The organism is Chloroflexota bacterium, from assembly GCA_018829775.1.
Taxonomy (GTDB): domain Bacteria; phylum Chloroflexota; class Dehalococcoidia; order Dehalococcoidales; family RBG-16-60-22; genus E44-bin89.
Genome location: JAHJTL010000061.1, coordinates 39,987 through 62,269, shown reverse-complemented (window position 1 = coordinate 62,269; position 22,283 = coordinate 39,987). Strand labels below are relative to the sequence as shown.

Sequence of the window (22,283 nt, the reverse complement as noted above, 5' to 3'; positions counted from 1 at the left end):
GGCTATTGTGGTGAGCAAGGTAGGTATAATCGCCAATCCGGCTTCCGGCAAGGATATCAGACGGCTGGTCGCCTACGCCAGCATAATGGACAACAACGAAAAGACCAACCAGTTGCGTCGTATCATTATGGGTATTGACGCCACCGGGGTGGATGAAATCCTGATTATGCCCGATTACTACGGGCTCGGGCAGAGGGCTCTGGATGGCATCGGCGGAAAGAAACTGAACACCAAGGTCTGCGTGATGGACATGCCCATTACCTATACCAGTGAGGATTCCACCCGGGCCGCAGAACTGATGGGCGAACAGGATGTGGGATGTATTGTTACTCTGGGCGGAGACGGCACCAACCGTGATGTGGCCAAAAAAAGCGGGGATATTCCGCTGGTCCCGGTTTCTACCGGCACCAACAATGTCTTTCCGGTGATGGTGGAGGCCACTACGGCCGGCCTTGCCGCCGGCATCACTGCCCGGAAGCTGGTCGATGACAGAGAGATAATAAAAATCCATAAACGCCTGGCCGTCATCAGGAACGGGCAGGAAATTGACATGGCCCTGATTGACGCAGTAGTGTTAAATCAGCTATTCGTCGGTGCCCGGGCCATCTGGGAATTACCGGAGGTCAGGCAGATAATCTGTACCCGTGCTGAACCGACCAATATGGGCATGACCGCCATCGGGGGAAATCTGTGCCCGGTAGGCCCTGACGACACTCGAGGAATCTACCTGAGACTTGGCAATGGCCACCTTAAAGTAAGAGCAGCCGTGCTGCCCGGCGTTGTCTCCGAGGTCGGCATCGCCGAATGGAAACTGCTTGAACCCGGTGATGAAGTGACGGTAGAGCACAAGCCCTCAGTTATCGCGCTGGATGGAGAAAGAGAGATCACCGTCAGGGATACGGACCAGATTAAAATCCGACTTCAGTCTGATGGCCCGCCTGTGGTTGACATCGAAAAGACCTTACGTGCGGCGGTGGAACAGGGCTTTTTCAGAAACTAATACAGGAGAGAGAAGAAAGATGGCTACGGAAATCAAGATACCGCGTGTTGGCATGGCAGTGGCCGATGCCACCATCATTGAATGGCAGTTCAAAGAAGGAGACCAGGTAGAAGAACGCCAGGTAGTGGTGGTTATCGAGACGGAGAAAGTCAGGACTGACGTTGAAGCACCAGCCAATGGCTTCCTCCATATCATGATGAACGAGGGTGAGGCTGCCGCCGGCCAGGTAATCGGTATGCTTGCCGAAACCAAAGAAGAACTAGCCAAGATACAGAAAGAGGCACCGGCGGGGAAGGCAGCCGAATCGGCGGCTGCTGAGACTACAAAGGCCGAGACAGCACCGTCAGAAGAAGCCCCGGCAGCCGGAGGGGAAGAACGCATCCGCGTCTCGCCGGTGGCCAGAAAACTGGCTGAGGAACACGCCGTTGATATCACCAGGGTAGCAGGTACGGGTCCGGGCGGCAGAATCGTCCGTGAAGATATCGAAAAGGCCATTGCTGCCAAGAAGGCAGCGCCAGCCGCGGCACCTCCGCCAGCAGCAGCGGCGCCGGCTGAAAGCGTTGGAGACCGAAGGGTAAAACAGACCATACCGCTCACCGGAATGCGGGGTACCATCGCCCAGCGCATGCACCAGAGCCTTGCCATTTCCGCCCAGCTCACCGCGATGGGTGAAATCGATATGGGCGAGATTGTCAAACTGCGCAACAACCTGGTGGCACAGGAAAGCACCCTCGGCACCCGCGTTACCTACACCGATATCCTCGCCTTTGCCATCGCCCGGATACTGCGCGACCAGCCGAGAATCAATGCCAGCATTGTCGATAACGAAATCAAAGTCTGGGAAGATATCAATATCGGCGTAGCGACCGCCCTGGAAGACGGGCTGATTGTCCCGGTGGTGAAACACACCGACCGGAAGTCGCTGGTGGATATCAGCCAGGAGATAAAGACGCTTGTCGAGAAGGCAAGGGAGAACAAACTGAGCGGCGATGACATCAGCGGTGGCACTTTCACCCTGACCAACCTGGGCGCCCTCGGCAGCGGCTGGACTTTCGAGACCGCCATCATCAACCAGCCCGAATCGGCAATTCTACGCGTCGGGGCGATTACCGACCGGGCCGTGGTCAGGGACAGCCAAATCGTTGCCCGACCAATCATGACCTACAGCCTGACCTATGACCACCGTGTCATTGACGGCGCGGTGGCGGCCAAGTTCATATCGAGCCTTATCAGTGCCCTGGAAAACCCGACACTGCTTCTAGCCTGAGCACAGGTAATACAATAGTGAGGAGGCAGGACAAAATGGAAAACATGAAAGAAGTCGTGCAGGAATTTGACGCAAACCTGGCACGCTGGCAAAAGGAGTGGCCCCAGCAGAGGCAGGGCTTTGCGGCATTAACACAAGCCGCCAAAGCGCCGGGCGCGCTGGACCAGAAATACAAGTACCTCATTGCCGTGGGCATCGCCGTTGCCGAACACTGCCACTGGTGCATTGGAGCCAACGTGAAGAGCGCGCTGGCCCACGGTGCCACCAAGGAACAGGTCATGGAAGCCGGCTGGGTGGCGGTGCAGATGGGCGGTGGGCCATCTCTGGCCTATCTGCAGCTGGTACAGCAGGCGGTTGACGACCTGGCAGCTTAGAATTTATTCAGGTTAAATCAACTATATTGCTCGTTATTTAACGGAGGAATTCTGTGGAAGATAGAGAGCTGGTCATTATAGGAGGCGGACCCGCAGGCTATGTGGCGGCCATCAGAGCCGCGCAGCTTGGCGGCAGGGCTACCCTTATTGAGATGGATGCCCTTGGAGGTACCTGCCTCAATCGGGGTTGCGTGCCGTCGAAAACGCTGCTCTACAGCGCCGAGCTCTACGAGACCATGAAGAAATCGGAGCAGTTCGGCATCATGGCTAAAGATGTCAGCGCTGACCTGGCCAGGATGCAGGCGCGCAAGAATACGGTAATCAAGACACACGTGTCAGGCGTGGAAAGCCTGCTGAAAGGCAACAAGATAGAGGTCGTCAAGGGTCGTGCCAGGCTACTGCCTTCCAAACAGGTGGAAATCGAGAGCGGGGATGGGCAGAAGCAGGTCATTCAGGCCCAGAAGATAATACTGGCCACCGGCGGCAAGCCGATGGTCCTGCCTATTCCGGGCGCGGACAGTGCCTCCGGCATAATCAACGCCGAGAAAATCCTCAACCTGGAAAGCATACCGAAAAGCATAATTATGATTGGTGGGGGCGTTATCGGCATTGAGATGGCCACTATTCTGGCCAAGCTGGGCTGCCAGGTGAGCATCGTGGAGATGCTGCCCCACATCCTGCCTCTGGAAGATGCCGAGCTTACCGCCATACTGGCCAAAGCACTCAAAGATGACGGTATCCAGCTATACGAAGGTACGAAAGTATCGAAGATAGAAGACAGCCCTGGCGGAAAAGCGGCCCTCATCTCGGATGGCAAAACGGAGCAGAAGCTGGAGGCGGAAGCCGTCGCCATTGCCGTGGGGTACCGACCGAACACGGATGGTCTGGGGCTTGAGGAAGCTGGCATAACGATAAACAAGGGTGCCATTCAGGTCAACGAACGCATGGAGACCAGCGTTCCGGGTATCTATGCCGCGGGCGATGCCACCGGCGGCATCATGCTCGCCTACGTGGCCATGGAAGAGGGAATCATCGCCGCCGAGAATGTTATGGGCGGAAATACCTCAATCGACTATAATGTAGTGCCACGTTTCACGCACAGCCTGCCGGAGCTGGCCAGCGTCGGCCTCACCGAAGAAGAAGCCAGGTTGCAGGGCCATGAGGCTAAAATCGGCAGGTTCCCCTTCGCGGCCAACAGCATTGCTACTATCCTGGGAGAGCGTCGCGGCCTGATAAAAATCGTCACCGAGCCGAAGTACGGTCAGATTCTGGGCATTCATATATTAGGTCCGCGGGCTACCGAGCTCATCGCCGAAGCCACGCTGGCCATGAAGATGGAAGCCACCGTGCCGGACATCGTTGCCACCCTTCATGCCCACCCCTCGCTTTCCGAGGCAATGCATGAGGCCGCCCTTGATGTCACCGGCGAGACAATACACTATCCATCAAAGAACAGGTAGGGAAATTGGGGCAAAGGGTTATCTGCGTAGTACACCAGCTTGGACGGATTGAATACCACAGGGCATTCGAACTGCAGAAGGAACTGCTTCAGCAGAGATTGAAAGGTCAGATAGCCGATACGCTGCTTCTCCTGGAGCACCCGCCCACCATCACCGTGGGCAAGTTGGGCAAGCTGGAAAACGTCCTCGCTTCACCGGCACAACTGGCCAGCGCGGGCGTGTCTTTAATCTTCACCGACCGCGGCGGCGATGTTACCTATCACGGTCCCGGGCAGATAGTCGGTTATCCCATCCTGGATTTGCGAGAGCGGAACCGTGATATCCACCAGTATGTCCACAACCTCGAGGAAGTGCTCATCAGGACGCTGGCTGATTACGGCATAAAATCGGGGCGTGGCTACAACCACGCCGGCGTCTGGGTGAATGATATGGAGATTGCCGCCCTCGGACTCAGCATCCGCAAATGGATTACCATGCACGGTTTTGCCCTCAATGTGAACACCGACCTCGACCATTTTACACTGATAAACCCCTGCGGTTTCACCAATAAAACGGCGACTTCAATAGCCCATCTCCTCGGACATGAGCTTCCAAGGGACGGAGTAACCGAACGTCTGCTGGCCCACTTCGCCGAAGTTTTTGAGGTTGAACTGGAATTCGCCGATGACTACACCGACGAGAACTATTATGAGCGGAAGACTGCCACCCTGGTTTAAGCAGAGGCTCGCCGACCCCGGTGTCATGTCGTCCATGCATGGCCTGCTGGACGGGTTAAAGTTGCACACCATCTGCCAGAGCGCCCTCTGCCCCAATATCGGCAAGTGCTTCACGGCGGGCACGGCCACCTTTCTCATTCTGGGAGACGTGTGTACCCGGCGCTGCACCTTCTGCGCGGTAAATAAGGGGCATCCAGGTCTCGTTGATGAAGAAGAGCCGGAACACCTGTTTGAGGCAGTTAAGAAAATGGGGCTGAGCTACGTTGTCATTACCTCCGTCACCAGGGACGACCTGCCTGATGGCGGCGCCTCCCAGTTCGCCCGAACGGTGACCCTGCTTCGGGAGAATATGGAAGAAATCATGGTTGAGGTCCTCGTCCCCGATTTCTGCGGTTCGGAGGAGGCCGTCAGTGTGGTTGTTGAATCCGGCCCGCAGGTAATCAACCACAACGTGGAAACAGTGCCCCGTCTCTACCCCGAAGTGAGGCCGGGGGCAGATTACGCCCGCTCGCTGGAACTGCTCTATACGGTGAAAAAGCAGAACCCGGCGATTGTCACCAAGTCCGGCCTGATGCTCGGGCTGGGCGAAAGCAGAGAGGAAGTCATTGAGGTGATGGGCGACCTGAGAGAGGCAAATTGCGACCTGCTGACCATCGGGCAGTACCTCCAGCCCTCCCCCCAACATCATCCCGTGGTTCGCTTTGTCCCCCCGGAGGAATTCACCGGGTATGAAGCCATCGGCCAGGCGCTGGGATTCATTGAAGTTGCCTCGTCGCCTCTGGTCAGGAGTTCCTACCGGGCCGCTGAACTATACGACAGAGCGAAATTCTGTTAAAATGGGTGAGTCCCCAATTGTAATTCTGCCGCTAAGGAGATTACGGTGAGAAAAAACCGAATGAGGGAGCTTCTGGATGCGGGAAAGCCAACCATTGGTACCCACGTAATCACCACGTCACCCGAAATTATAGAGGTGATCGGGCACTCCGGCCTCTTTGACTACATCGAGCTGAGCGGACAGTATGCCACCTGGAGCCTTCCCCAGCTTGATAACTTCGCGCGCGCCGTGGACCTGTTTCCCCATATGTCATCCATGATGAAGGTGGAGCAGGACCCGCGACTGTTCATCACCAGCCGTTCCCTCGGTGCCGGTATTCCGAACATCCTGTTTTCCGATTGCCACACCGCTGATGAAGTCAGGCAATGCATCCGCATGGTCAGGCCCGCCACACCCGAAGACGATGGCTTTCAGGGTTGCGTAATACGCCGTATCACCGGCTTTGTCCTGGAGATTGGCACCGAAGCCTGGGTCAGAACGCTCCGGGAGGCAGTCATTGCCGTCATGGTGGAAAAAGCGAGCCTGGTGGAACAGATGGACGAGGTGCTTTCAATCGAAGGTCTGGACATGATTCAGTTTGGCCCGTGCGATTTCTCGGTCAATACGGGCCGGGCGGGAAAGATGCACAGCCCCGAGATACAGCGCAAACAAAAGGACATAATCGAGCTTGCGCTCAAAAAGGGCGTCCATCCCCGTGTGGAACTGGATGATTTCGAAAAAGCCCGGGAATTCATAGAGATGGGCGTCCGCCACTTCTGCATCGGCTGGGACCTGATGACCATCTATCAGTGGTGCCGGAAGCATGGGGAAGGACTGCGCCGCCTGCTCGGCGAAATGTAAGTTCCAGCGAGCCAGTTTATAGCCATTGACAATTAATCTGGACTTATGGTAGACTTACCTCTTGGATATTTGGATTTCAGCCATAGCTGATGGATTGAGCTGAAGGGTTCAAGCCGTCACTAAATTAATGGATGAGCCAAGGCTCATCCATTTAAATTGTACGGCAGGAGGAGAAAAGTTGCCAACCGTCAATCAGTTAATACATAAAGGGCGGAAGCGGGTCATTAAGAAGACCAAGTCGCCGGCGCTGCGCTTTACCTTCAATGCGCTGAAAAACCGGATGATTGAGGGCAAGGGTTCGCCGCAGAAAAGGGGCGTCTGTACCCAGGTCAGGACCATGACACCCAAGAAGCCCAACTCGGCGCTGCGCAAGATAGCCAGGGTCAGGTTGACCAACCAGATGGAAGTAACGGCCTACATCCCTGGTGAGGGGCATGAATTGCAGGAACACTCAGTAGTGCTGATTCGCGGCGGACGTGTCAAGGATTTACCTGGTGTCCGCTATCACATCGTGCGCGGTGCGCTTGATACCAGCGGCGTCGCCAACCGCCGGCAGGGTCGCAGCAAATACGGCAGCAAGATGACAAAGGAAAAGGCGGAAATCGCCTGAAAATAGGAGTATAGAATGCCAAGACGTGCCCAACCAGAAAAAAGAGAGCTAGCTCCGGACCCGAAGTTCCATAATGTAACCGTGTCCACTTTAATAAATAAGGTAATGACGTGCGGTAAGAAAAGGACTGCGGAAAATATTGTGTACGGGGCACTTGATATTCTGGAAGAGCGGTCAAGTAAAGACCCGATAACGGCGCTGGAACAGGCGGTGAAAAACGCCACGCCGCTGCTCGAGGTCAAACCGCGCCGAGTGGGCGGGGCCACCTACCAGGTACCTGTGGAAGTACGCTCTGACCGCGGTCTCTTCCTGGCACTGAACTGGCTATTGAAATCAGCGAGAGCGAGAAAAGGCAAGTCAATGACGGAAAGACTGGCTGATGAGCTGTCTGATGCTCTGCGCGGTGAAGGCGTTACGATTAAGAAGCGCGAAGATACCCACAGGATGGCCGAGGCGAACCGCGCCTTCGCCCACTACCGGTGGTAAAAGGTGAATAATCATTAACACGAAGATTATGACAAAGAACCCGAATCCAGTAAAGGCAAAAGCGATGCCGAGAAGTTTTTCTTTAGAAAAAATCAGAAATATAGGGATTATTGCCCATATTGACGCCGGCAAGACCACCGTTACCGAGCGGATACTGTATTACACCGGCCGTACCTACAAGATTGGAGACGTGGATACCGGTACCGCCGTGATGGACTGGATGGAGCAGGAGCGCCAGCGTGGCATCACCATAACTGCCGCCGCGACCACCTGCTACTGGCATGAGCACCGCATCAACATCATCGATACGCCGGGGCATGTGGACTTCACCGCCGAGGTGGAGCGCAGCCTCAGGGTACTGGACGGCGGCGTGGTGGTCTTTGACGGAGTGGCCGGAGTCGAGGCACAGTCAGAGACGGTCTGGCGACAGGCCAACCGTTATCGCGTGCCCAGAATCTGCTTTATCAATAAGATGGACCGCGTCGGCGCCAATTTCAAACGTACCATCTCCATGATTGAAAAACGCCTGAAGGCGAAACCGCTGCCCACCCAGATTCCTCTGAGCAGCGGTGAATCATTTGAAGGCGTCATCGACCTCATCGAGAACAAGGCGTGGCATTATGACGGTAAGCCCGACTCAGAGCCACAAGAAGCCGCCGTTCCGGAATCGGAACAGAAACGCTGCGATGAATACCGTCATGACCTGATTGAAAAGCTGGCCGAGCATGACGACCATATCCTGGAAGCCTATCTTGAGGGCCATGAGGTCAGCCCATCGATGATAAGACAGGCACTGCGCACAGTAACTCTGGCGAACAAGGGTGTGCCCATTCTCTGCGGCAGCGCCCTGCGTAATAAAGGCGTACAACTACTCCTTGATGCTATTATCAGCTACCTCCCCTCCCCTCTTGACGTGCCGCCGGTGCTGGCGATCGATACTACCTCGGAAGCAGAGGTCGCCCGCCCCGCTAGCGATGAAGCCCCGTTTTCCGCCCTTGCTTTCAAAGTTGTTTCCGACCCGTTTGTCGGTAGACTTGTTTATCTCAGGGTTTACTCCGGAATCATGAAAGCGGGCAGCCAGGTCTGGAACTCAACCACAGGCAAGCGGGAACGCATCGGGCGCTTGCTCCTGATGCATGCCAACCGTCGTGAGGAGGTAGAAGAGGCTGACACCGGCTCCATCGTCGCCACTCTGGGTTTGAAGAATACCTTCACCGGTGACACCCTCTGCGATATTTCCCAGCCGGTGCTGCTGGAATCAATCCGATTCCCCGAGCCGGTTGTCTCCATTTCCATTGAGCCCAAGACCAGGGCCGACCAGGATAAAATGTCCCAGGCCCTGCAGAAACTGACCGAAGAAGACCCCACTTTCAAAGTTACCTACAATGAGGAAACGGGACAGACCATCATCTCCGGCATGGGCGAACTTCACCTTGAGGTCATCGTCAACCGGCTGATAAGCGAATTCGGCGTCGGCGCCAACGTAGGCAAACCAAGGGTCGCCTACAAGGAGACGATTACCGTACCGATACAGGTTGAGGGCCGATTTGTGCGGCAGTCGGGAGGACACGGCCAGTACGGTCACGTATGGCTGGAACTCGAGCCCATGAGTCGGAGCGGTGGTTTTCAGTTTATTAATTCCCTCAAGGGTGGCGTTATCCCCAGGCAATACATCCCTGCCGTTGAGGCAGGTATAAAGGAAGCAATGGAGACCGGCGTCCTCGCCGGCTATCCCGTGGTCGATATCAAAGCCACCATCTATGACGGCAGCTACCACGATGTCGACTCCTCCGAGCTCGCTTTCAAAATGGCCGGCTCTCTGGCGCTGAGAAACGGGGTCAGAAAAGCCAAGCCGGCTCTCCTTGAGCCTATAATGAAACTGGAAATCGTCGCACCGGAGCAGTTCCTGGGGGACATCATTGGCGACCTCAATGCCAAGCGGGGACACATTGAGCATATTGACGCTCAGGGTGATGTGTACGCTATCCAGTGTCTGATACCGCTGGCCGAGACCTTCGGCTATGCCACCAGGGTGAGGTCGCTCACCCAGGGCAGAGCAACACACTCGCTTGAATATTATAAATACAGGGAATTACCGGCCGACCTAACGGAAGAAATAACTGCACAGGCAGTGGGGAGAGGACATGCCTAAACAGAAAATCCGCATCAAGCTAAAAGGATTTGACTATCGGATAATTGACCAGTCGGCAGCTCAGATCGTCGATGCCGTGGAGCGTACCGGCGCGGTGGTGGTTGGGCCAGTACCTTTGCCCACACATATCAAGAAATACAGTGTAATCCGCTCCCCGTTTATTGATAAAGATTCACAGGAGCAGTTTGAGATACGTACGTACAAGCGCATCATTGACATCGTTGAGACCACTTCAAAGACAATTGATGCCTTAACCAAACTGAACCTGCCCTCCGGAGTGGAGATAGATATCAAGTTATAGAAGAGTGAAAAAAGATGGTACAGGGAATTATCGGTAAAAAATTGGGCATGTCTCAGGTGTTCCGTGACAATGGCACACTCTCCGCGGTAACCGCCATTGAGGCCGGGCCGTGCACCGTTACACGGGTGAAAACGACGGAAAAAGATGGTTATAACGCCGTTCAGCTCGGCTTTGGTGAGGTCAAACGACTCAACTCATCGCAGCGCGGGCACCTCAAGGAACTTGGCCATTTTAAATATCTCCGTGAATTCAGGCTGGATGATATCAAGGACATTGAAGAGGGACAGAAGATTGACACCAGCCTTTTTAAGTCAGGTGACCTGGTTGATATTACCGGTCTATCAAAAGGTAAAGGCTTTGCCGGCGTGGTCAAAAAGTATGGCTTTGCCGGCGGGCCCAAAACGCATGGTCAGTCTGACCGACATCGCGCCCGGGGTTCAATTGGCGCCGGTACCTCGCCTGGCCGTGTTTTTAAAGGATTGCGTATGGCTGGCCACATGGGTGACCAGCGCGTGACGGCGCGCAACCTTGAGGTGTTTGAAGCCGACCCGGAACGCAATCTCCTGCTGATAAAGGGGGCCGTACCGGGTGCCAAGAACGGCCTGTTGCTGATAAAGAAGGCAAGGAGGGGGAAGTAAGGAAGTGCAGGTCCCAGTCTACGGTCTCACCGGCGAAGTAATTGACCAGATTGAAATCAGCGACCAGGTCTTTGCCGTGCCTTTCAACGAAGGTGTGGTACATCAGGTGATGGTCGGGACGCTGGCGAACGCCCGTCAGGGCACCGCCTCGACCAAGACCAGAAGCGAGGTCGCCGGGAGCAGCCGGAAGATGTTCCGCCAGAAAGGCACCGGGCAAGCACGGGCGGGCAGTCGCCGGTCACCAACACGGCGGGGGGGAGGCATTACTTTCGGGCCGAGGCCGCGGGACTATCACCAGGATACGCCAAAGAAGATGCGCCGTCTGGCCCTGAAATGTGTGCTCTCGTCCAAGGTGAAGGATGAAGAGTTAAAAGTAGTACAGGAACTGAAGCTTGAACCGAAGACAAAATATATGGTGCAGATGCTCAACGCCCTAGGGGCAGACTCCTCGGCACTGGTGGTAACGGCCGGACCGGAGGAGCATGTGATAAAAGCGGCGCGCAATATAAAGGGAATCAAGACAATGCCGGCAAATCTGCTCAATGTACTTGACATCCTCTCGCACAAGGTGCTATTGATGACGGTGTCCGCAGTACGCCGTATAGAAGAGCTCTGGGGAGAAAAAGCGGTGGAAGAGGTTAAAGATGCATCTGTTTGATGTCTTACAACGTCCGTTGATAACGGAGAAAAATACCATACTGCAGGTGCAGAATAAATATGCGTTTGAAGTGGCCAAAGAGGCGAACAAGCCTCAGATAAAGCAGGCCGTGGAAAAAGCGTTTCGAGTTAAAGTGATTAACGTGCATATTATCAATGTCACAGGGAAGACCAGAAAGGTAGGCAGACGTCTGTACTCCATACCACCCTGGAAAAAAGCGATTGTTACCTTAAGACCTGAGGACAAAATAGAATTCTTTGAAGGTGTTTAGAACGGAAAAAGGGGGATATTGAGTGGCCATCAAGGTATTTCGCCCAACCTCGCCTGGCAGACGGGGAATGAGCGGCCCGACATTTGAAGAGATAACCAAGGACAAGCCGGAGAAATCGCTGCTTGCGCCGCTGAAGAAGCAGGCTGGGCGCAACAACCAGGGGAGAATAAGCGTTCGCCACCGGGGCGGTGGTGCGAAACGGAAACTCCGCGTGATTGACTTCAAGCGCGATAAAACTGGCGTGCCGGGCAGAGTGGCAGCGATTGAGTATGACCCGAACCGCTCCGCCCGTATTGCGCTCATTTATTATGCTGACGGAGACAAGCGGTATATCCTTGCCCCGGTTGGGCTGAACATCGATGATACAGTCATGTCCGGTCCAGATGCCGAAGTAAAGCCGGGCAACGCGCTGCCACTGAAGTCTATCCCAAGCGGTACCCCCCTTCATAATATTGAGATGGAGAGGGGAAAGGGAGGACAGATGGTACGGAGCGCCGGCACGGCAGCGCAGCTGATGGTCAAGGAAGGCGAGTACGCCCTTTTGCGCATGCCTTCCGGTGAAATGCGACGCGTCCGCGGCGAGTGCATGGCGACTATTGGACAGGTGGGTAATGTTGACCACCAGAATATTGAGCTTGGAAAAGCGGGGCGGAAACGGCTGATGGGCTGGCGCCCCACAGTGAGGGGCTCGGCAATGTCGCCGCGAGACCACCCTCACGGCGGTGGTGAAGGCAGAAGCCCCATAGGGATGCCCGGGCCGAAGACGCCATGGGGTAAACCGGCGCTCGGCTACCGTACCCGCAAACCAAAAGCTTCCGATAAATTAATTGTAAAACGAAGAAGCGGTAAGTAGAGGTAACAATGTCAAGGTCGGTAAAAAAGGGACCATATATCGATGCCAAGTTGATGAAGAAGGTTGAGGCCGTCATCAAGTCAGGCCAGAAAGCGGTCATCAAAACCTGGTCACGCTCATCCACCATCCTGCCACAGATGGTGGGGCTAACCATCGGTGTGCACGATGGCCGCCGGCACATGCCCATCTTCATCACCGAGAATATGGTAGGGCACAAGCTTGGCGAGTTCGCCCTGACCCGGACTTTTCGCGGTCATGTCTCCAGGTCGGAAAGAGCAAGCCAGGTGAGAAAATGATAGGCAATTACGGGTAAGGTATCAAATGCAGGTACGAGCTTTTGCCAAAGACACGGGAATATCGGCGCGTAAGGTACGGCCGTTGATTGATATGGTGCGGGGCAAGACGGTTGATGAAGCGCTGACATTGCTCAGGTTTGCGTCATCGCCGAATGCCAGGTTGGTGGCAAAGACAGTAAAGTCCGCCGCCGCCAGTGCGGAGAATAACTACCAGTTGACACCGTCGGATTTGAAAATCATCAGTATCTACGCCAATGAAGCACCAAGGATGAAACGGTTCTATCCCCGGGCGCGCGGTCGAATCAGCCCCATATGGAAGGGTTCCAGTCACATAACGGTTATCGTTGCCGATGAGGAGGCATAATTGGGTCGTAAGGTTCATCCGATAGGCTTTAGAATTGGTATCATACAGGGCTGGCAGGCCAAATGGTACGCCGATAAGCATTACGCCGAGTCGCTGCAGGAAGACCTGAAGCTGCGGCAGGCGATCCAGTCCAAGTATGCGGACGCCTCAATCTCCCTCGTGGAGATTGCCCGGCAGGCAAAGGACGTGGCGGTTACCATCTACACCGCCCGCCCCGGCATCGTCATCGGGCGGGGTGGACAGCGCGTTGATGAGCTGAGCGCTTACCTGGAAAAACTCGTCGGCAAAAAGGTCCGCCTGAATATCCAGGAAATCCGCCAGCCGGAACTGGATGCCGCGCTCGTTGCGCGAACGATTGCCGAGCAGATTCAGCGCCGCATCGCCTACCGCAGAGCGATGAAGCAGGCGATTTTCCGCACCATGCAGGCTGGCGCCAAGGGAATAAGGGTCAGCTGCTCCGGTCGACTAGGTGATTCCGAAATCGCGCGACGTCAGACAATGCACGAAGGGCGGGTTCCCTTACATACATTGCGTGCGGACATTGACTACGGTTTAACTGAAGCACACACCACCTTTGGCAGAATCGGCATCAAAGTATGGATTTTCAAAGGGGAGGTTCTTCCTGAGCCAAAGGAGCTGGCCATAGAGGGAGCGCCCGCAGAAATGGCCACTGAAGCCGAAGCCGTTTCTGAGCCATCCACTGAAGTCAAACCGGAAGCGGAGATGGCTGAACCCGTTGCCGAGATGACCTCTGAAGCCATTGAGGAAGCCGCGCCTGAGGCGGCCCCTGTTGAAGCAGAAGCTGAAGCAGTCCCTGAGGCAGTTACTGAAGAAAAAGTGGAAGAGGTGCCGGCCAAACCATCCCGAAGGCGAAAAGCGGCCGCACCAGCAGAGGAAAAACCGGCTGAGGCTACGGCTGTGGAGACGGTTGAAGCGACTGCGGAAGAGAAACCGGCGGCAAAACGAAAGACCAGAGCCGCGAAGCCTGCTGAAAGGGAAGAGGCCACTTCGACAGAAACCGCCGAGGCGGTTGCCGAAGAGAAGGTCGCCGAAAAACCTGTAAAAGCGACCGTTAAAAGAAGCCGGAAGACGAAATCAACCAGCGAGGCTGTCGCCGAGGCAGAATCTTCCAGCGTAACCGAAGACGAGGAGAAAGATGCTACAGCCGAAACGGGTTAAATATCGCAAATCCCACAAGGGACACCGAAGGGGGAGTGCCCAGGCAGGTAACACCACGCTCTTCGGTGATTATGGCCTGCAGGCACTGGAGTCGGCCTGGATGACCTCGGAACAGATTGAAGCCGCCAGACGTGCTATCACCCGATACATGCGCCGTGGCGGCAAAGTATGGATACGCGTCTTTCCGGATAAGCCGGTCACCAAAAAGCCGGCGGAGACCCGTATGGGCAGTGGCAAGGGCAGCCCTGACCACTGGGTAGCCGTGGTTAAACCCGGGAGAATGCTGTTTGAGCTGGCGGGGGTTGGCGAAAAGACCGCCAAAGAGGCGATACGCCTGGCCTCGCACAAAATCCCGTTTGCTACAAAATTCGTTATCCGGGAGACAAGTGCTACCCTTTAGTGATGACGTTATAAAGGAACTGGCCAATGGTTAGAATTGATGAATTCAGGGCGCTGAGTACGGAGGACCTGAAAAAACAAATAGAAGAATCAAAGCAGGAATTGCTTAACCTGCGTTTTCGGCTGGCAACGAGGCAGCTGGTGAACCATCGTGAGCTGCCGATGGTAAAGAAGCGGATTGCCCGCATTAAAACCATATTGAAAGAAAGAGAACTGGGGATAAGGTAGCGTTATGGAAGAGAAGCGTAAAAGCAGAATTGGACGCGTGGTTAACAACCGTATGGATAAGACGGTGGTGGTTGCCGTCAACACACCCAAACGCTTTCCGAAATACCGAAAAACCATTACATGGGTTGCCAAATACCAGGCGCATGATGAAAAAAATGAGTGCCGGATAGGGGATGTGGTCAGTATCATTGAGACCCGGCCGCTTTCCCGTCACAAGCACTGGCGCGTTGCCGAGATAATCACCAAAGGAGAGGTCGCCGAGGTTCAACCGCAGGATATATCGTAACCATCAGGATTTAAGACTATGATTCAGTCATACACCAGATTGAGAGCCGCAGATAACACGGGAGCCCGGGAAATCATGTGCATCAACGTGCTCGGTGGCACGAGGAGGCGGTACGCCCGGGTAGGCGATATTATTGTCGCCTCGGTGAAAAAAGCCATTCCGGGTGCCACCACGAAAAAGGGCGAAGTGGTGCGGGCGGTGATAGTACGTACCGCCCAGCCCTACCGGCGTCCTGATGGCTCATACATCAGGTTCGATGAAAACGCCGCGGTAATCCTGACCGATAAAAACAATCCCCGGGGAACCCGCATCTTCGGCCCGGTGGCCCGGGAACTCAGGGACAAGGACTTCACCAAGATAATTTCCCTGGCGCCGGAAGTACTTTGAAGGTAAACGCTGATGAATATAAGAAAGAATGATACAGTACAGGTAATGGTCGGTAAGGATAGAGGGAAAAGGGGCAAAGTGCGTTTTGCCTATCCCAAGAAAAACCGTGTAATCGTGGAAGGGATTAACTTCATCAAGAAACACTCCCGGGCACGGGGGCAGGTCAGGCAGGCCGGTATCATTGACCAGGAGGCACAGATTGATGTCTCCAACGTCATGTTACTGTGCGGAAAATGTAATCACCCTACACGCGTGGGTTTCACCTTCCTCGAGGATGGGAGAAAGGTAAGGGTCTGCCGCAAGTGCAGAGAGGTGATTGACTAGATGTCGCGGTTGAAGGATAAATACCGGAAAGAAGTGATATCCGCCCTGATGGAGCGATACGGATATAAAAATGTAATGGAAGTACCGCGCCTGATTAAAGTGGTGCTTAATATCGGCCTCGGCGAGGCGATTCAGAATGCCAAAGCCCTGGAGTCGGCCGAGGCTGACCTGTCCGCCATTTCCGGGCAGCACCCGGTTATCACCCGCGCCAGGAGGTCAATTGCGAACTTCAAGCTGCGGGCAGGCATGCCCATCGGTATGAAGGTAACCCTGCGCGGTGAACGGATGTATGAATTTATTGACAAGCTTATGAACGCAGTTCTGCCCCGGATGCGGGAGTTTTCCGGGGTTCCGCCAAACGCATTTGACGGACGGGGCAATTATACCCTTGGCCTCAAAGAGCAAATCGCGTTTCCGGAAATAGACTACGATAAGATAGAGAAGCTGCGCGGTATGGAAATAGCAGTCGCCACCACCGCAAAGACGGATGAGGAAGGCAGGCATCTTCTCGAGCTGCTCGGCTTGCCTTTTGCCAAGGATGGAACGGAGTAGGAATGGCAAAGAAATCAAAGATAGCAAAAGCGAGTAGACCGAGTAAATTCAGAGTACAGCAGCGCAACCGCTGCTATCTGTGCGGACGGCCGCGTGCTTATATCCGCCAGTTTGGTCTGTGCCGAATCTGTTTCCGCCGACTGGCGCTGGTCGGTCAGCTCCCGGGAGTAAGAAAATCAAGCTGGTAGAAAAATCGAGAGGATAATATGCCTGTTACTGACCCAATTGCCGATATGTTAACCAGAATACGTAACGCCCTGATGGCCAAACATGAGCAGGTGCTGGTGCCGTCGTCAAGGCTGAAACTCTCCATCGCCCGCATTCTGAAGGAAGAGGGCTTCATCAACGATTATGAGGTAGTCCGTGGAAAACCGCAGCGGGTGATTAAAATTCAATTGAAATATTATGACCATAATAAGCCCGCAATCAGTGGCATAAAGCGGGTGAGCAAACCCGGACTGAGAGTCTATGCCGGGGGGAAGGAAATACCCCGTGTCTTTAGCGGGCTTGGCATTACCATTGTCTCCACTTCCAAAGGTGTTAAAACCGGGAACCAGGCGTGGCGCCAGGGAATCGGGGGGGAACTACTTTGTTCTGTATGGTAATCAGAAAACGGGGTGACATCGCATGTCAAGAGTAGGACGGATGCCAATAGCCATACCCTCGGGGGTAACGATAACTATTGATGAAAACCGGGTCAAAGTGACCGGCCCGAAAGGCGAGCTTAGCCGCACTATCAATCCGGAGATTTCCATTACCCAGGAGGATAACACACTCACTGTGGCACGGCCCAGCGACGACCAGGAACACCGTTCCCAGCATGGTCTGGCACGGAGCCTTATCAATAATATGGTAACTGGCGTGTGCAGTGGCTTTGAAAAACAACTGGATATCGTCGGGGTGGGCTACCGGGCAGAGAAAGTCGGGGAAAAGCTGGTTATCCGCGTTGGCTACTCCCATCTAGTGGAAGTGGAACCGCTGCCGGGAATCACCCTATCCGTGGAAGGTAACAACCGTATCAGGGTCACCGGAATCGACAGGGAAGCGGTTGGTGAGATGGCGGCCAGAATTCGCAAAGTTCGCCCTCCTGATGCCTATAAAGGCAAAGGAATCAGATATGCCGGAGAAATAGTCCGCCTCAAGCCGGGTAAGGCCGGCAAGGTTGTCGGGAAGAAGTAGCCATGACCAAAACAACGCCGAGAATAGCAAGACACAAGCGCCACAAAAGGGTGAGGATGCAAATAAAGGGCACAACGAGCAAGCCCCGCCTGTGCGTGTTCCGCAGCCTGAACCATATTTACGTACAGGTCATCGATGACACCAAAGGGCATACGCTGGTTGCCGCCTCAACTCTCGACCCGGAAACCAAGGCTCAGCTGGATGGCAAAACAAAAGCAGGCCAGGCGGAACTGGTTGGCACCGCCATCGCCAAGAAAGCTTTAAGCCAGGGTATCAAAGAGGTTGCCTTCGACCGTGGTGGCTATAAGTACCACGGGCGGATTAAAACCCTGGCTGAGGCAGCCCGGCAAAGTGGTTTGAAATTTTAAAGGAATTATAGAAATGGCCGAAAAACTTATTCAAACGATGAGCAGACTGGACACTACTGACCTGGTCTTGAATGACCGCCTTATGTATATTAATCGGGTGGCCAAGGTGATGAAGGGGGGCAAACGCCTCAGGTTCAGCGCACTGGTGGTCACCGGCGACGGTAACGGTCACGTTGGGCTGGGAATCGGCAAGGCCAATGAGGTACCCGCAGCGATAAACAAGGGCGGCGCTTCGGCGAAGAAGAACCTGATCAGGGTACCCATGGAAGGGGGTACCATACCGCATGAAACAATCGCCGAGTATGGCGCTGCCAGGGTGATGCTCAAACCAGCCGCTCCGGGCACCGGTGTGATTGCCGGCGGCAGCGTTCGTGCCGTGCTTGAGGCCTGCGGCATTAAAGACATCTTGACCAAGTCCCTGGGCAGCGACAATCATGTAAACGTGGCCAAGGCAACGATACTCGGCCTGAGTCAGCTCAGGAACCCGAAAGATGAAGTTGCCCGACGCAAGGCAACGGTCGGTGAAGGGGAGGCGGAAACAGGTGGCTAAGCTGCGCATTACCTGGGTGAAAAGCGCTATCGGCTATAATGAATCTCAGCGACGTACGCTGGTTACGCTCGGTTTCCACCGGCTCAACCAGAGCGTCGTTCATGAGGATTCTATGTCCCTGCGGGGTATGATAAATAAGGTAAGACATCTCGTCAAGGTGGAGGAAGCAAGTGAGGCAAGATAACATCGCGCCACCGCCGGGTTCCAAGAGAGCGCGAAAGAGGATAGGGCGTGGTAATGCCAGTGGCCACGGCACTTATGCCGGACGTGGCCTGAAAGGACAGAAGTCCCGCAGTGGCAATAAGATGCGCCCGGGCTTCGAAGGCGGGCAGTTGCCACTGATCAAACGCCTGCCCCAGAAGCGCGGTTTCGTCAACATTTTCCGCAAAGAGTACAGCATCGTTAATCTGGATAAGCTGAATATTTTTGAGGAAGGCAGCGAGGTTACCCCTGAAAAGCTTCATGCTGCCGGTCTGGTGAAGACGTTAAAGCACCCGGTGAAAATCCTGGCCAATGGTGAGGTCAGTCACGCCGTTATTGTGAAGGCAAACAGGTTTTCCACGGCCGCGAAAGCCAAGATAGAGGCTGCCGGCGGAAAAGCCGAGGAGGTGGAGTATGCGGCCCAGACCAAGTAGGCCGCGCCTGCTCCAGGCAATGCTGGATGCCTTCAGCCTGCCGGACCTGAGGCGCCGCATCCTTATCACCATCGGCATTCTGGTCATCTTCCGCTTTATCGCTCACGTGCCCCTCCCCGGCGTGGACCAGAGCGCCCTGCAGTCGCTGTTTGAACGCAATGCCCTGCTCGGTATGCTGGACATGTTCAGCGGTGGCGCCTTGCGACGGCTCAGCGTGGCGGCGATGGGTGTTTATCCGTACATTACCGCCTCGATTATCATGATGCTTCTGGTGCCGGTAATCCCCCGCCTCAATGCCCTTTCCCGCGAGGGAGAATCCGGTAGAAACAAAATCAATCTCATCACCCACTGGATGGTGGTACCGTTGGCCTCAGTGCAGGGTTACGGACAGCTCGTCTACCTGCAGCGCGAGGGAGTGCTCTCCAGCGCCGCACCGCTGCCCATGGTGTCGATGGTGCTGTCTATGGTGGCCGGTACCATATTCCTGGTATGGCTCGGTGAGCTGATTACGGAATACGGCATTGGCAACGGTATATCAATCATTATTTTTGGCGGCATCGTGTCACAGCTGCCGGAAATGATTGGCCAGGGCTTCCTGGCCAGGGAGAACTTTGCCGGTCTGTCGGCCTATTTGATTATCGTGGTCCTCACCATTATGGTTATCGTCATCTTCACCGAGGCGCACCGCCGCATTCCGGTGCAGTACGCCAAGAGCGTTTTTCGCAGCGGACGTATGTACCGTCAATCCGGAACGACGCACATTCCGCTCCGGGTGAACGCGGCTGGCATGATACCACTCATCTTCGCCATGTCAATCGTCCTCTTTCCGGGCATCGTTGCCAGCTACTTTTCCAACCCGGTCGAGCCAAATTTCGCCGACTGGGTTATGAGACTGTTCAACCCGAATGCTGCCCTGCCCCTGGGGCTGTTCTACTGGGGTCTTTACTTCGCCATGGCGATGGCCTTCGCCTTCTTCTACACCATGGTGATTTACCAGCAGCAGGACCTGCCGGGAGTCCTGCAGCGTCAGGGAGGATTTGTACCCGGCATCCGACCGGGAAAAAACACTCAGAGCTACCTTAACGGTGTCATCAACCGCATCACCTGGGGCGGGGCTCTTTTCCTTGCCTGCATTGCGGTCATGCCTTTCGCTGCCCGGCATATAACCGATGTCCAGGTCATACAGCTCTCCAGCCTGGGGCTTCTCATTATGGTGGGCGTGGTGCTGGACACCATGAAACAGCTTGAAGCACAGCTCGTGATGCGCAGATATGAAGGCTTTATCAGGTAGGTATAAAGTTGTATAATATAATTTTTATGGGAGCACCCGGGGCCGGCAAGGGAACGCAGGCCTCGATGGTTGCCCGGAAATTAAACCTGGTTCATATCTCGTCCGGCGACCTGTTCCGGCAGGCGCTGGAGCAGGGAACGGAGCTGGGGAAAAAGGCAAAAGCCTATATGGAAAAGGGGGTACTGGTTCCCGACGAGATAACCATACAGATGGTCATGGAACGGCTGTCCGCTCCTGACTGCGAGAAGGGGATAATCCTGGATGGTTTTCCCCGCAACTTGCCGCAGGCGGAAGCGCTGGACAGCGCCTTGCGTGAGCAGGGTAAAGCAATTGATAAAGTGGTTTCCATCAGCGTCTCCGAAGAGGAACTGATTCGCAGACTGAGCGGCCGCTGGCTCTGCCGACAGTGCCAGGCGGTGTACAACATGGTTAACTCCCCGCCCGGAGTGGCGGGAAAATGCGATAAGTGTGGGGGTGAGCTTTACCAGCGCCCCGATGATAAACCGGAAACGGTAAAGAAGCGGCTTGACGTATATTTTGCCGAGACAGCACCACTTATAGATTATTATCGCCGTCAGGGCAAGTTACTGGAAATTGAAGGAGAAGGCAGCGTGGAAGAGGTGGCACAAAGAATCGTGGCCGCCCTTCCCGCAGAGAAACTGGCCACTCGATGACGATTATTATCAAAACTGAAGATGAAATCGCGGCCATGCGCCAGGCAGGCAGAATCGTCGCGATGATATTAAAAAAAATAGTGGAGCAAATCAGACCGGGAATGGAAACGAAAGAGCTGGATACCATAGCTGAGAAAGAGCTGAAAAACCACGGGGCTAAATCATCATTCAAGGGCTATCGTGGCTTTCCGGCCAACCTCTGCGTTTCAATAAATGACGAAATAGTGCACGGCATTCCGGGAAATCGGGTGCTGCGTGAAGGTGACATCGTTTCCTTGGATTTCGGAGCCATTTGTAATGGTTTTCAGGGTGATGCGGCATTGACCGTTGGCGTAGGCAGAATAAGCAAGAAAGCGGAAGCGCTCATTGAGACGACAGAAGGTGCCCTGAAAACCGGCATCAGCGCCGCCCGTGCTGGAGCTAAGCTGGGAGATATCTCCTACGCCATACAGAACTACGCCGAATCCAGAGGTTATTCCGTAGTTCGGGAATACACGGGTCATGGTATTGGTCGCGACATGCATGAAGAGCCACAAATACCCAATTTCGGCCTGCCCGATTCGGGTCCGGTGCTGAAAAAGGGAATGATCCTTGCCCTCGAACCGATGGTGAATGCAGGCGACTGGCGCACCCGTGTTGGTGACGACCAATGGACGGTCTTTACGGCTGATGGCAGCCTATCGGCACATTGTGAGCATACCATTGCCATTACTGACGGCGGACCGGAGGTTCTTACCAGAGAATAATATGCCTAAGAAAGAGACAATTGAGGTTGAAGGAACGGTATTGGAAGCGTTACCGAATGCCATGTTTCGCGTTGAGCTGGCGAATGGACACGTTGTGCTGGCCCATATCTCCGGCAAGATACGGATGCACTACATCCGGGTCCTGCCCGGGGACAAGGTGCTGGTTGAGCTTTCTCCATACGACCTCAATCGTGGTAGGATAGTATACCGATTCAAGTGAGTCGAAGGATTTGACAATGAAAGTAAAAGCATCCGTAAAAGTACGATGTGAAAAATGCAAGGTGGTGAAACGGCACGGCGTGGTCAGGGTTATCTGTTCCAACCCGAAGCACAAACAGCGCCAGGGATAAGCCGAGGTAAGGAG

The 22,283-nt window shown here is 54.8% G+C and carries 36 protein-coding genes; all 36 read left to right on the top strand.

Annotated elements, in window-relative coordinates:
- Positions 1-10 precede the first annotated feature (10 nt).
- On the top strand, positions 11-1,000 hold the full coding sequence (locus KKD83_06165; protein ID MBU2535731.1) for an NAD(+)/NADH kinase: 990 nt from the start codon (positions 11-13) through the stop codon (positions 998-1,000).
- A gap of 19 nt (positions 1,001-1,019) precedes the next feature.
- Positions 1,020-2,267, top strand: a complete 1,248-nt coding sequence (locus tag KKD83_06160; GenBank protein MBU2535730.1) for a 2-oxo acid dehydrogenase subunit E2 — start codon at positions 1,020-1,022, stop codon at positions 2,265-2,267.
- 44 nt (positions 2,268-2,311) lie between these two features.
- Positions 2,312-2,641: a carboxymuconolactone decarboxylase family protein gene (locus KKD83_06155; GenBank protein MBU2535729.1), complete on the top strand. Its 330-nt coding sequence runs from the start codon at positions 2,312-2,314 to the stop codon at positions 2,639-2,641.
- Positions 2,642-2,694: 53 nt separating this feature from the next.
- Positions 2,695-4,101, top strand: coding sequence for a dihydrolipoyl dehydrogenase (gene lpdA / locus KKD83_06150; GenBank protein MBU2535728.1), 1,407 nt, complete (start codon positions 2,695-2,697; stop codon positions 4,099-4,101).
- A 20-nt stretch (positions 4,102-4,121) separates the two neighbouring features.
- Positions 4,122-4,817, top strand: a complete 696-nt coding sequence (gene lipB, locus KKD83_06145; protein ID MBU2535727.1) for a lipoyl(octanoyl) transferase LipB — start codon at positions 4,122-4,124, stop codon at positions 4,815-4,817.
- Positions 4,789-5,652, top strand: coding sequence for a lipoyl synthase (gene lipA, locus KKD83_06140; protein MBU2535726.1), 864 nt, complete (start codon positions 4,789-4,791; stop codon positions 5,650-5,652). Before lipB ends, lipA begins: the two co-directional genes overlap by 29 nt.
- Before the next feature lie 45 nt (positions 5,653-5,697).
- The gene (locus tag KKD83_06135; GenBank protein ID MBU2535725.1) at positions 5,698-6,492 is read left to right on the top strand and encodes a hypothetical protein; all 795 of its coding nucleotides are present in this window, start codon (positions 5,698-5,700) and stop codon (positions 6,490-6,492) included.
- Between the two features lie 178 nt (positions 6,493-6,670).
- Positions 6,671-7,102 (top strand): 30S ribosomal protein S12, encoded by a 432-nt coding sequence (gene rpsL, locus KKD83_06130; GenBank protein MBU2535724.1) that lies wholly within the window; start codon positions 6,671-6,673, stop codon positions 7,100-7,102.
- A 15-nt stretch (positions 7,103-7,117) separates the two neighbouring features.
- The gene (rpsG, locus tag KKD83_06125; GenBank protein ID MBU2535723.1) at positions 7,118-7,588 is read left to right on the top strand and encodes a 30S ribosomal protein S7; all 471 of its coding nucleotides are present in this window, start codon (positions 7,118-7,120) and stop codon (positions 7,586-7,588) included.
- A 64-nt stretch (positions 7,589-7,652) separates the two neighbouring features.
- A complete protein-coding gene (fusA, locus tag KKD83_06120) occupies positions 7,653-9,740 on the top strand; it encodes an elongation factor G (GenBank protein MBU2535722.1) in 2,088 nt (695 codons plus the stop codon).
- Positions 9,733-10,041 (top strand): 30S ribosomal protein S10, encoded by a 309-nt coding sequence (rpsJ, locus tag KKD83_06115; protein ID MBU2535721.1) that lies wholly within the window; start codon positions 9,733-9,735, stop codon positions 10,039-10,041. The genes fusA and rpsJ overlap by 8 nt, the downstream gene beginning before the upstream one ends.
- Positions 10,042-10,055: 14 nt before the next feature.
- A complete protein-coding gene (gene rplC / locus KKD83_06110; GenBank protein ID MBU2535720.1) occupies positions 10,056-10,679 on the top strand; it encodes a 50S ribosomal protein L3 in 624 nt (207 codons plus the stop codon).
- A 4-nt stretch (positions 10,680-10,683) separates the two neighbouring features.
- Positions 10,684-11,337, top strand: a complete 654-nt coding sequence (rplD, locus tag KKD83_06105; GenBank protein ID MBU2535719.1) for a 50S ribosomal protein L4 — start codon at positions 10,684-10,686, stop codon at positions 11,335-11,337.
- A complete protein-coding gene (rplW, locus tag KKD83_06100) occupies positions 11,324-11,608 on the top strand; it encodes a 50S ribosomal protein L23 (GenBank protein ID MBU2535718.1) in 285 nt (94 codons plus the stop codon). The genes rplD and rplW overlap by 14 nt, the downstream gene beginning before the upstream one ends.
- Before the next feature lie 22 nt (positions 11,609-11,630).
- Positions 11,631-12,461 (top strand): 50S ribosomal protein L2, encoded by an 831-nt coding sequence (rplB, locus tag KKD83_06095; protein MBU2535717.1) that lies wholly within the window; start codon positions 11,631-11,633, stop codon positions 12,459-12,461.
- A gap of 8 nt (positions 12,462-12,469) precedes the next feature.
- Positions 12,470-12,757 carry a 30S ribosomal protein S19 gene (gene rpsS / locus KKD83_06090; GenBank protein ID MBU2535716.1) on the top strand — a complete coding sequence of 96 codons (288 nt, stop codon included), beginning with the start codon at positions 12,470-12,472 and terminating at the stop codon, positions 12,755-12,757.
- A gap of 25 nt (positions 12,758-12,782) precedes the next feature.
- A complete protein-coding gene (gene rplV / locus KKD83_06085) occupies positions 12,783-13,121 on the top strand; it encodes a 50S ribosomal protein L22 (GenBank protein ID MBU2535715.1) in 339 nt (112 codons plus the stop codon).
- The gene (rpsC, locus tag KKD83_06080; protein MBU2535714.1) at positions 13,122-14,300 is read left to right on the top strand and encodes a 30S ribosomal protein S3; all 1,179 of its coding nucleotides are present in this window, start codon (positions 13,122-13,124) and stop codon (positions 14,298-14,300) included.
- Positions 14,278-14,700 carry a 50S ribosomal protein L16 gene (gene rplP / locus KKD83_06075; GenBank protein MBU2535713.1) on the top strand — a complete coding sequence of 141 codons (423 nt, stop codon included), beginning with the start codon at positions 14,278-14,280 and terminating at the stop codon, positions 14,698-14,700. Before rpsC ends, rplP begins: the two co-directional genes overlap by 23 nt.
- A gap of 26 nt (positions 14,701-14,726) precedes the next feature.
- Positions 14,727-14,927: a 50S ribosomal protein L29 gene (gene rpmC / locus KKD83_06070; protein ID MBU2535712.1), complete on the top strand. Its 201-nt coding sequence runs from the start codon at positions 14,727-14,729 to the stop codon at positions 14,925-14,927.
- A gap of 4 nt (positions 14,928-14,931) precedes the next feature.
- The gene (gene rpsQ / locus KKD83_06065; GenBank protein ID MBU2535711.1) at positions 14,932-15,213 is read left to right on the top strand and encodes a 30S ribosomal protein S17; all 282 of its coding nucleotides are present in this window, start codon (positions 14,932-14,934) and stop codon (positions 15,211-15,213) included.
- Between the two features lie 18 nt (positions 15,214-15,231).
- Positions 15,232-15,600: a 50S ribosomal protein L14 gene (gene rplN / locus KKD83_06060; GenBank protein ID MBU2535710.1), complete on the top strand. Its 369-nt coding sequence runs from the start codon at positions 15,232-15,234 to the stop codon at positions 15,598-15,600.
- Positions 15,601-15,612: 12 nt separating this feature from the next.
- Complete coding sequence (gene rplX / locus KKD83_06055; protein MBU2535709.1) at positions 15,613-15,924, top strand: 50S ribosomal protein L24; 312 nt, start codon at positions 15,613-15,615, stop codon at positions 15,922-15,924.
- Positions 15,925-16,476: a 50S ribosomal protein L5 gene (rplE, locus tag KKD83_06050; GenBank protein MBU2535708.1), complete on the top strand. Its 552-nt coding sequence runs from the start codon at positions 15,925-15,927 to the stop codon at positions 16,474-16,476.
- 2 nt (positions 16,477-16,478) lie between these two features.
- The gene (locus KKD83_06045) at positions 16,479-16,664 is read left to right on the top strand and encodes a type Z 30S ribosomal protein S14 (GenBank protein MBU2535707.1); all 186 of its coding nucleotides are present in this window, start codon (positions 16,479-16,481) and stop codon (positions 16,662-16,664) included.
- Between the two features lie 18 nt (positions 16,665-16,682).
- On the top strand, positions 16,683-17,081 hold the full coding sequence (gene rpsH, locus KKD83_06040; GenBank protein ID MBU2535706.1) for a 30S ribosomal protein S8: 399 nt from the start codon (positions 16,683-16,685) through the stop codon (positions 17,079-17,081).
- A gap of 22 nt (positions 17,082-17,103) precedes the next feature.
- Positions 17,104-17,655 (top strand): 50S ribosomal protein L6, encoded by a 552-nt coding sequence (gene rplF, locus KKD83_06035; protein ID MBU2535705.1) that lies wholly within the window; start codon positions 17,104-17,106, stop codon positions 17,653-17,655.
- 2 nt (positions 17,656-17,657) lie between these two features.
- Entirely contained in the window at positions 17,658-18,023 is a 366-nt protein-coding gene (rplR, locus tag KKD83_06030; GenBank protein MBU2535704.1) for a 50S ribosomal protein L18, read from the top strand.
- Between the two features lie 37 nt (positions 18,024-18,060).
- On the top strand, positions 18,061-18,573 hold the full coding sequence (gene rpsE, locus KKD83_06025; GenBank protein MBU2535703.1) for a 30S ribosomal protein S5: 513 nt from the start codon (positions 18,061-18,063) through the stop codon (positions 18,571-18,573).
- On the top strand, positions 18,566-18,757 hold the full coding sequence (gene rpmD, locus KKD83_06020; GenBank protein MBU2535702.1) for a 50S ribosomal protein L30: 192 nt from the start codon (positions 18,566-18,568) through the stop codon (positions 18,755-18,757). The genes rpsE and rpmD overlap by 8 nt, the downstream gene beginning before the upstream one ends.
- Positions 18,744-19,208: a 50S ribosomal protein L15 gene (rplO, locus tag KKD83_06015; GenBank protein MBU2535701.1), complete on the top strand. Its 465-nt coding sequence runs from the start codon at positions 18,744-18,746 to the stop codon at positions 19,206-19,208. The genes rpmD and rplO overlap by 14 nt, the downstream gene beginning before the upstream one ends.
- 7 nt (positions 19,209-19,215) lie before the next feature.
- Positions 19,216-20,499, top strand: coding sequence for a preprotein translocase subunit SecY (secY, locus tag KKD83_06010; GenBank protein MBU2535700.1), 1,284 nt, complete (start codon positions 19,216-19,218; stop codon positions 20,497-20,499).
- Positions 20,500-20,507: 8 nt separating this feature from the next.
- The gene (locus tag KKD83_06005; protein ID MBU2535699.1) at positions 20,508-21,173 is read left to right on the top strand and encodes an adenylate kinase; all 666 of its coding nucleotides are present in this window, start codon (positions 20,508-20,510) and stop codon (positions 21,171-21,173) included.
- Entirely contained in the window at positions 21,170-21,919 is a 750-nt protein-coding gene (gene map, locus KKD83_06000) for a type I methionyl aminopeptidase (protein ID MBU2535698.1), read from the top strand. Before KKD83_06005 ends, map begins: the two co-directional genes overlap by 4 nt.
- A 1-nt stretch (position 21,920) precedes the next feature.
- A complete protein-coding gene (gene infA / locus KKD83_05995) occupies positions 21,921-22,139 on the top strand; it encodes a translation initiation factor IF-1 (protein ID MBU2535697.1) in 219 nt (72 codons plus the stop codon).
- 16 nt (positions 22,140-22,155) lie between these two features.
- The gene (gene rpmJ, locus KKD83_05990; protein ID MBU2535696.1) at positions 22,156-22,269 is read left to right on the top strand and encodes a 50S ribosomal protein L36; all 114 of its coding nucleotides are present in this window, start codon (positions 22,156-22,158) and stop codon (positions 22,267-22,269) included.
- Positions 22,270-22,283: the final 14 nt, after the last annotated feature.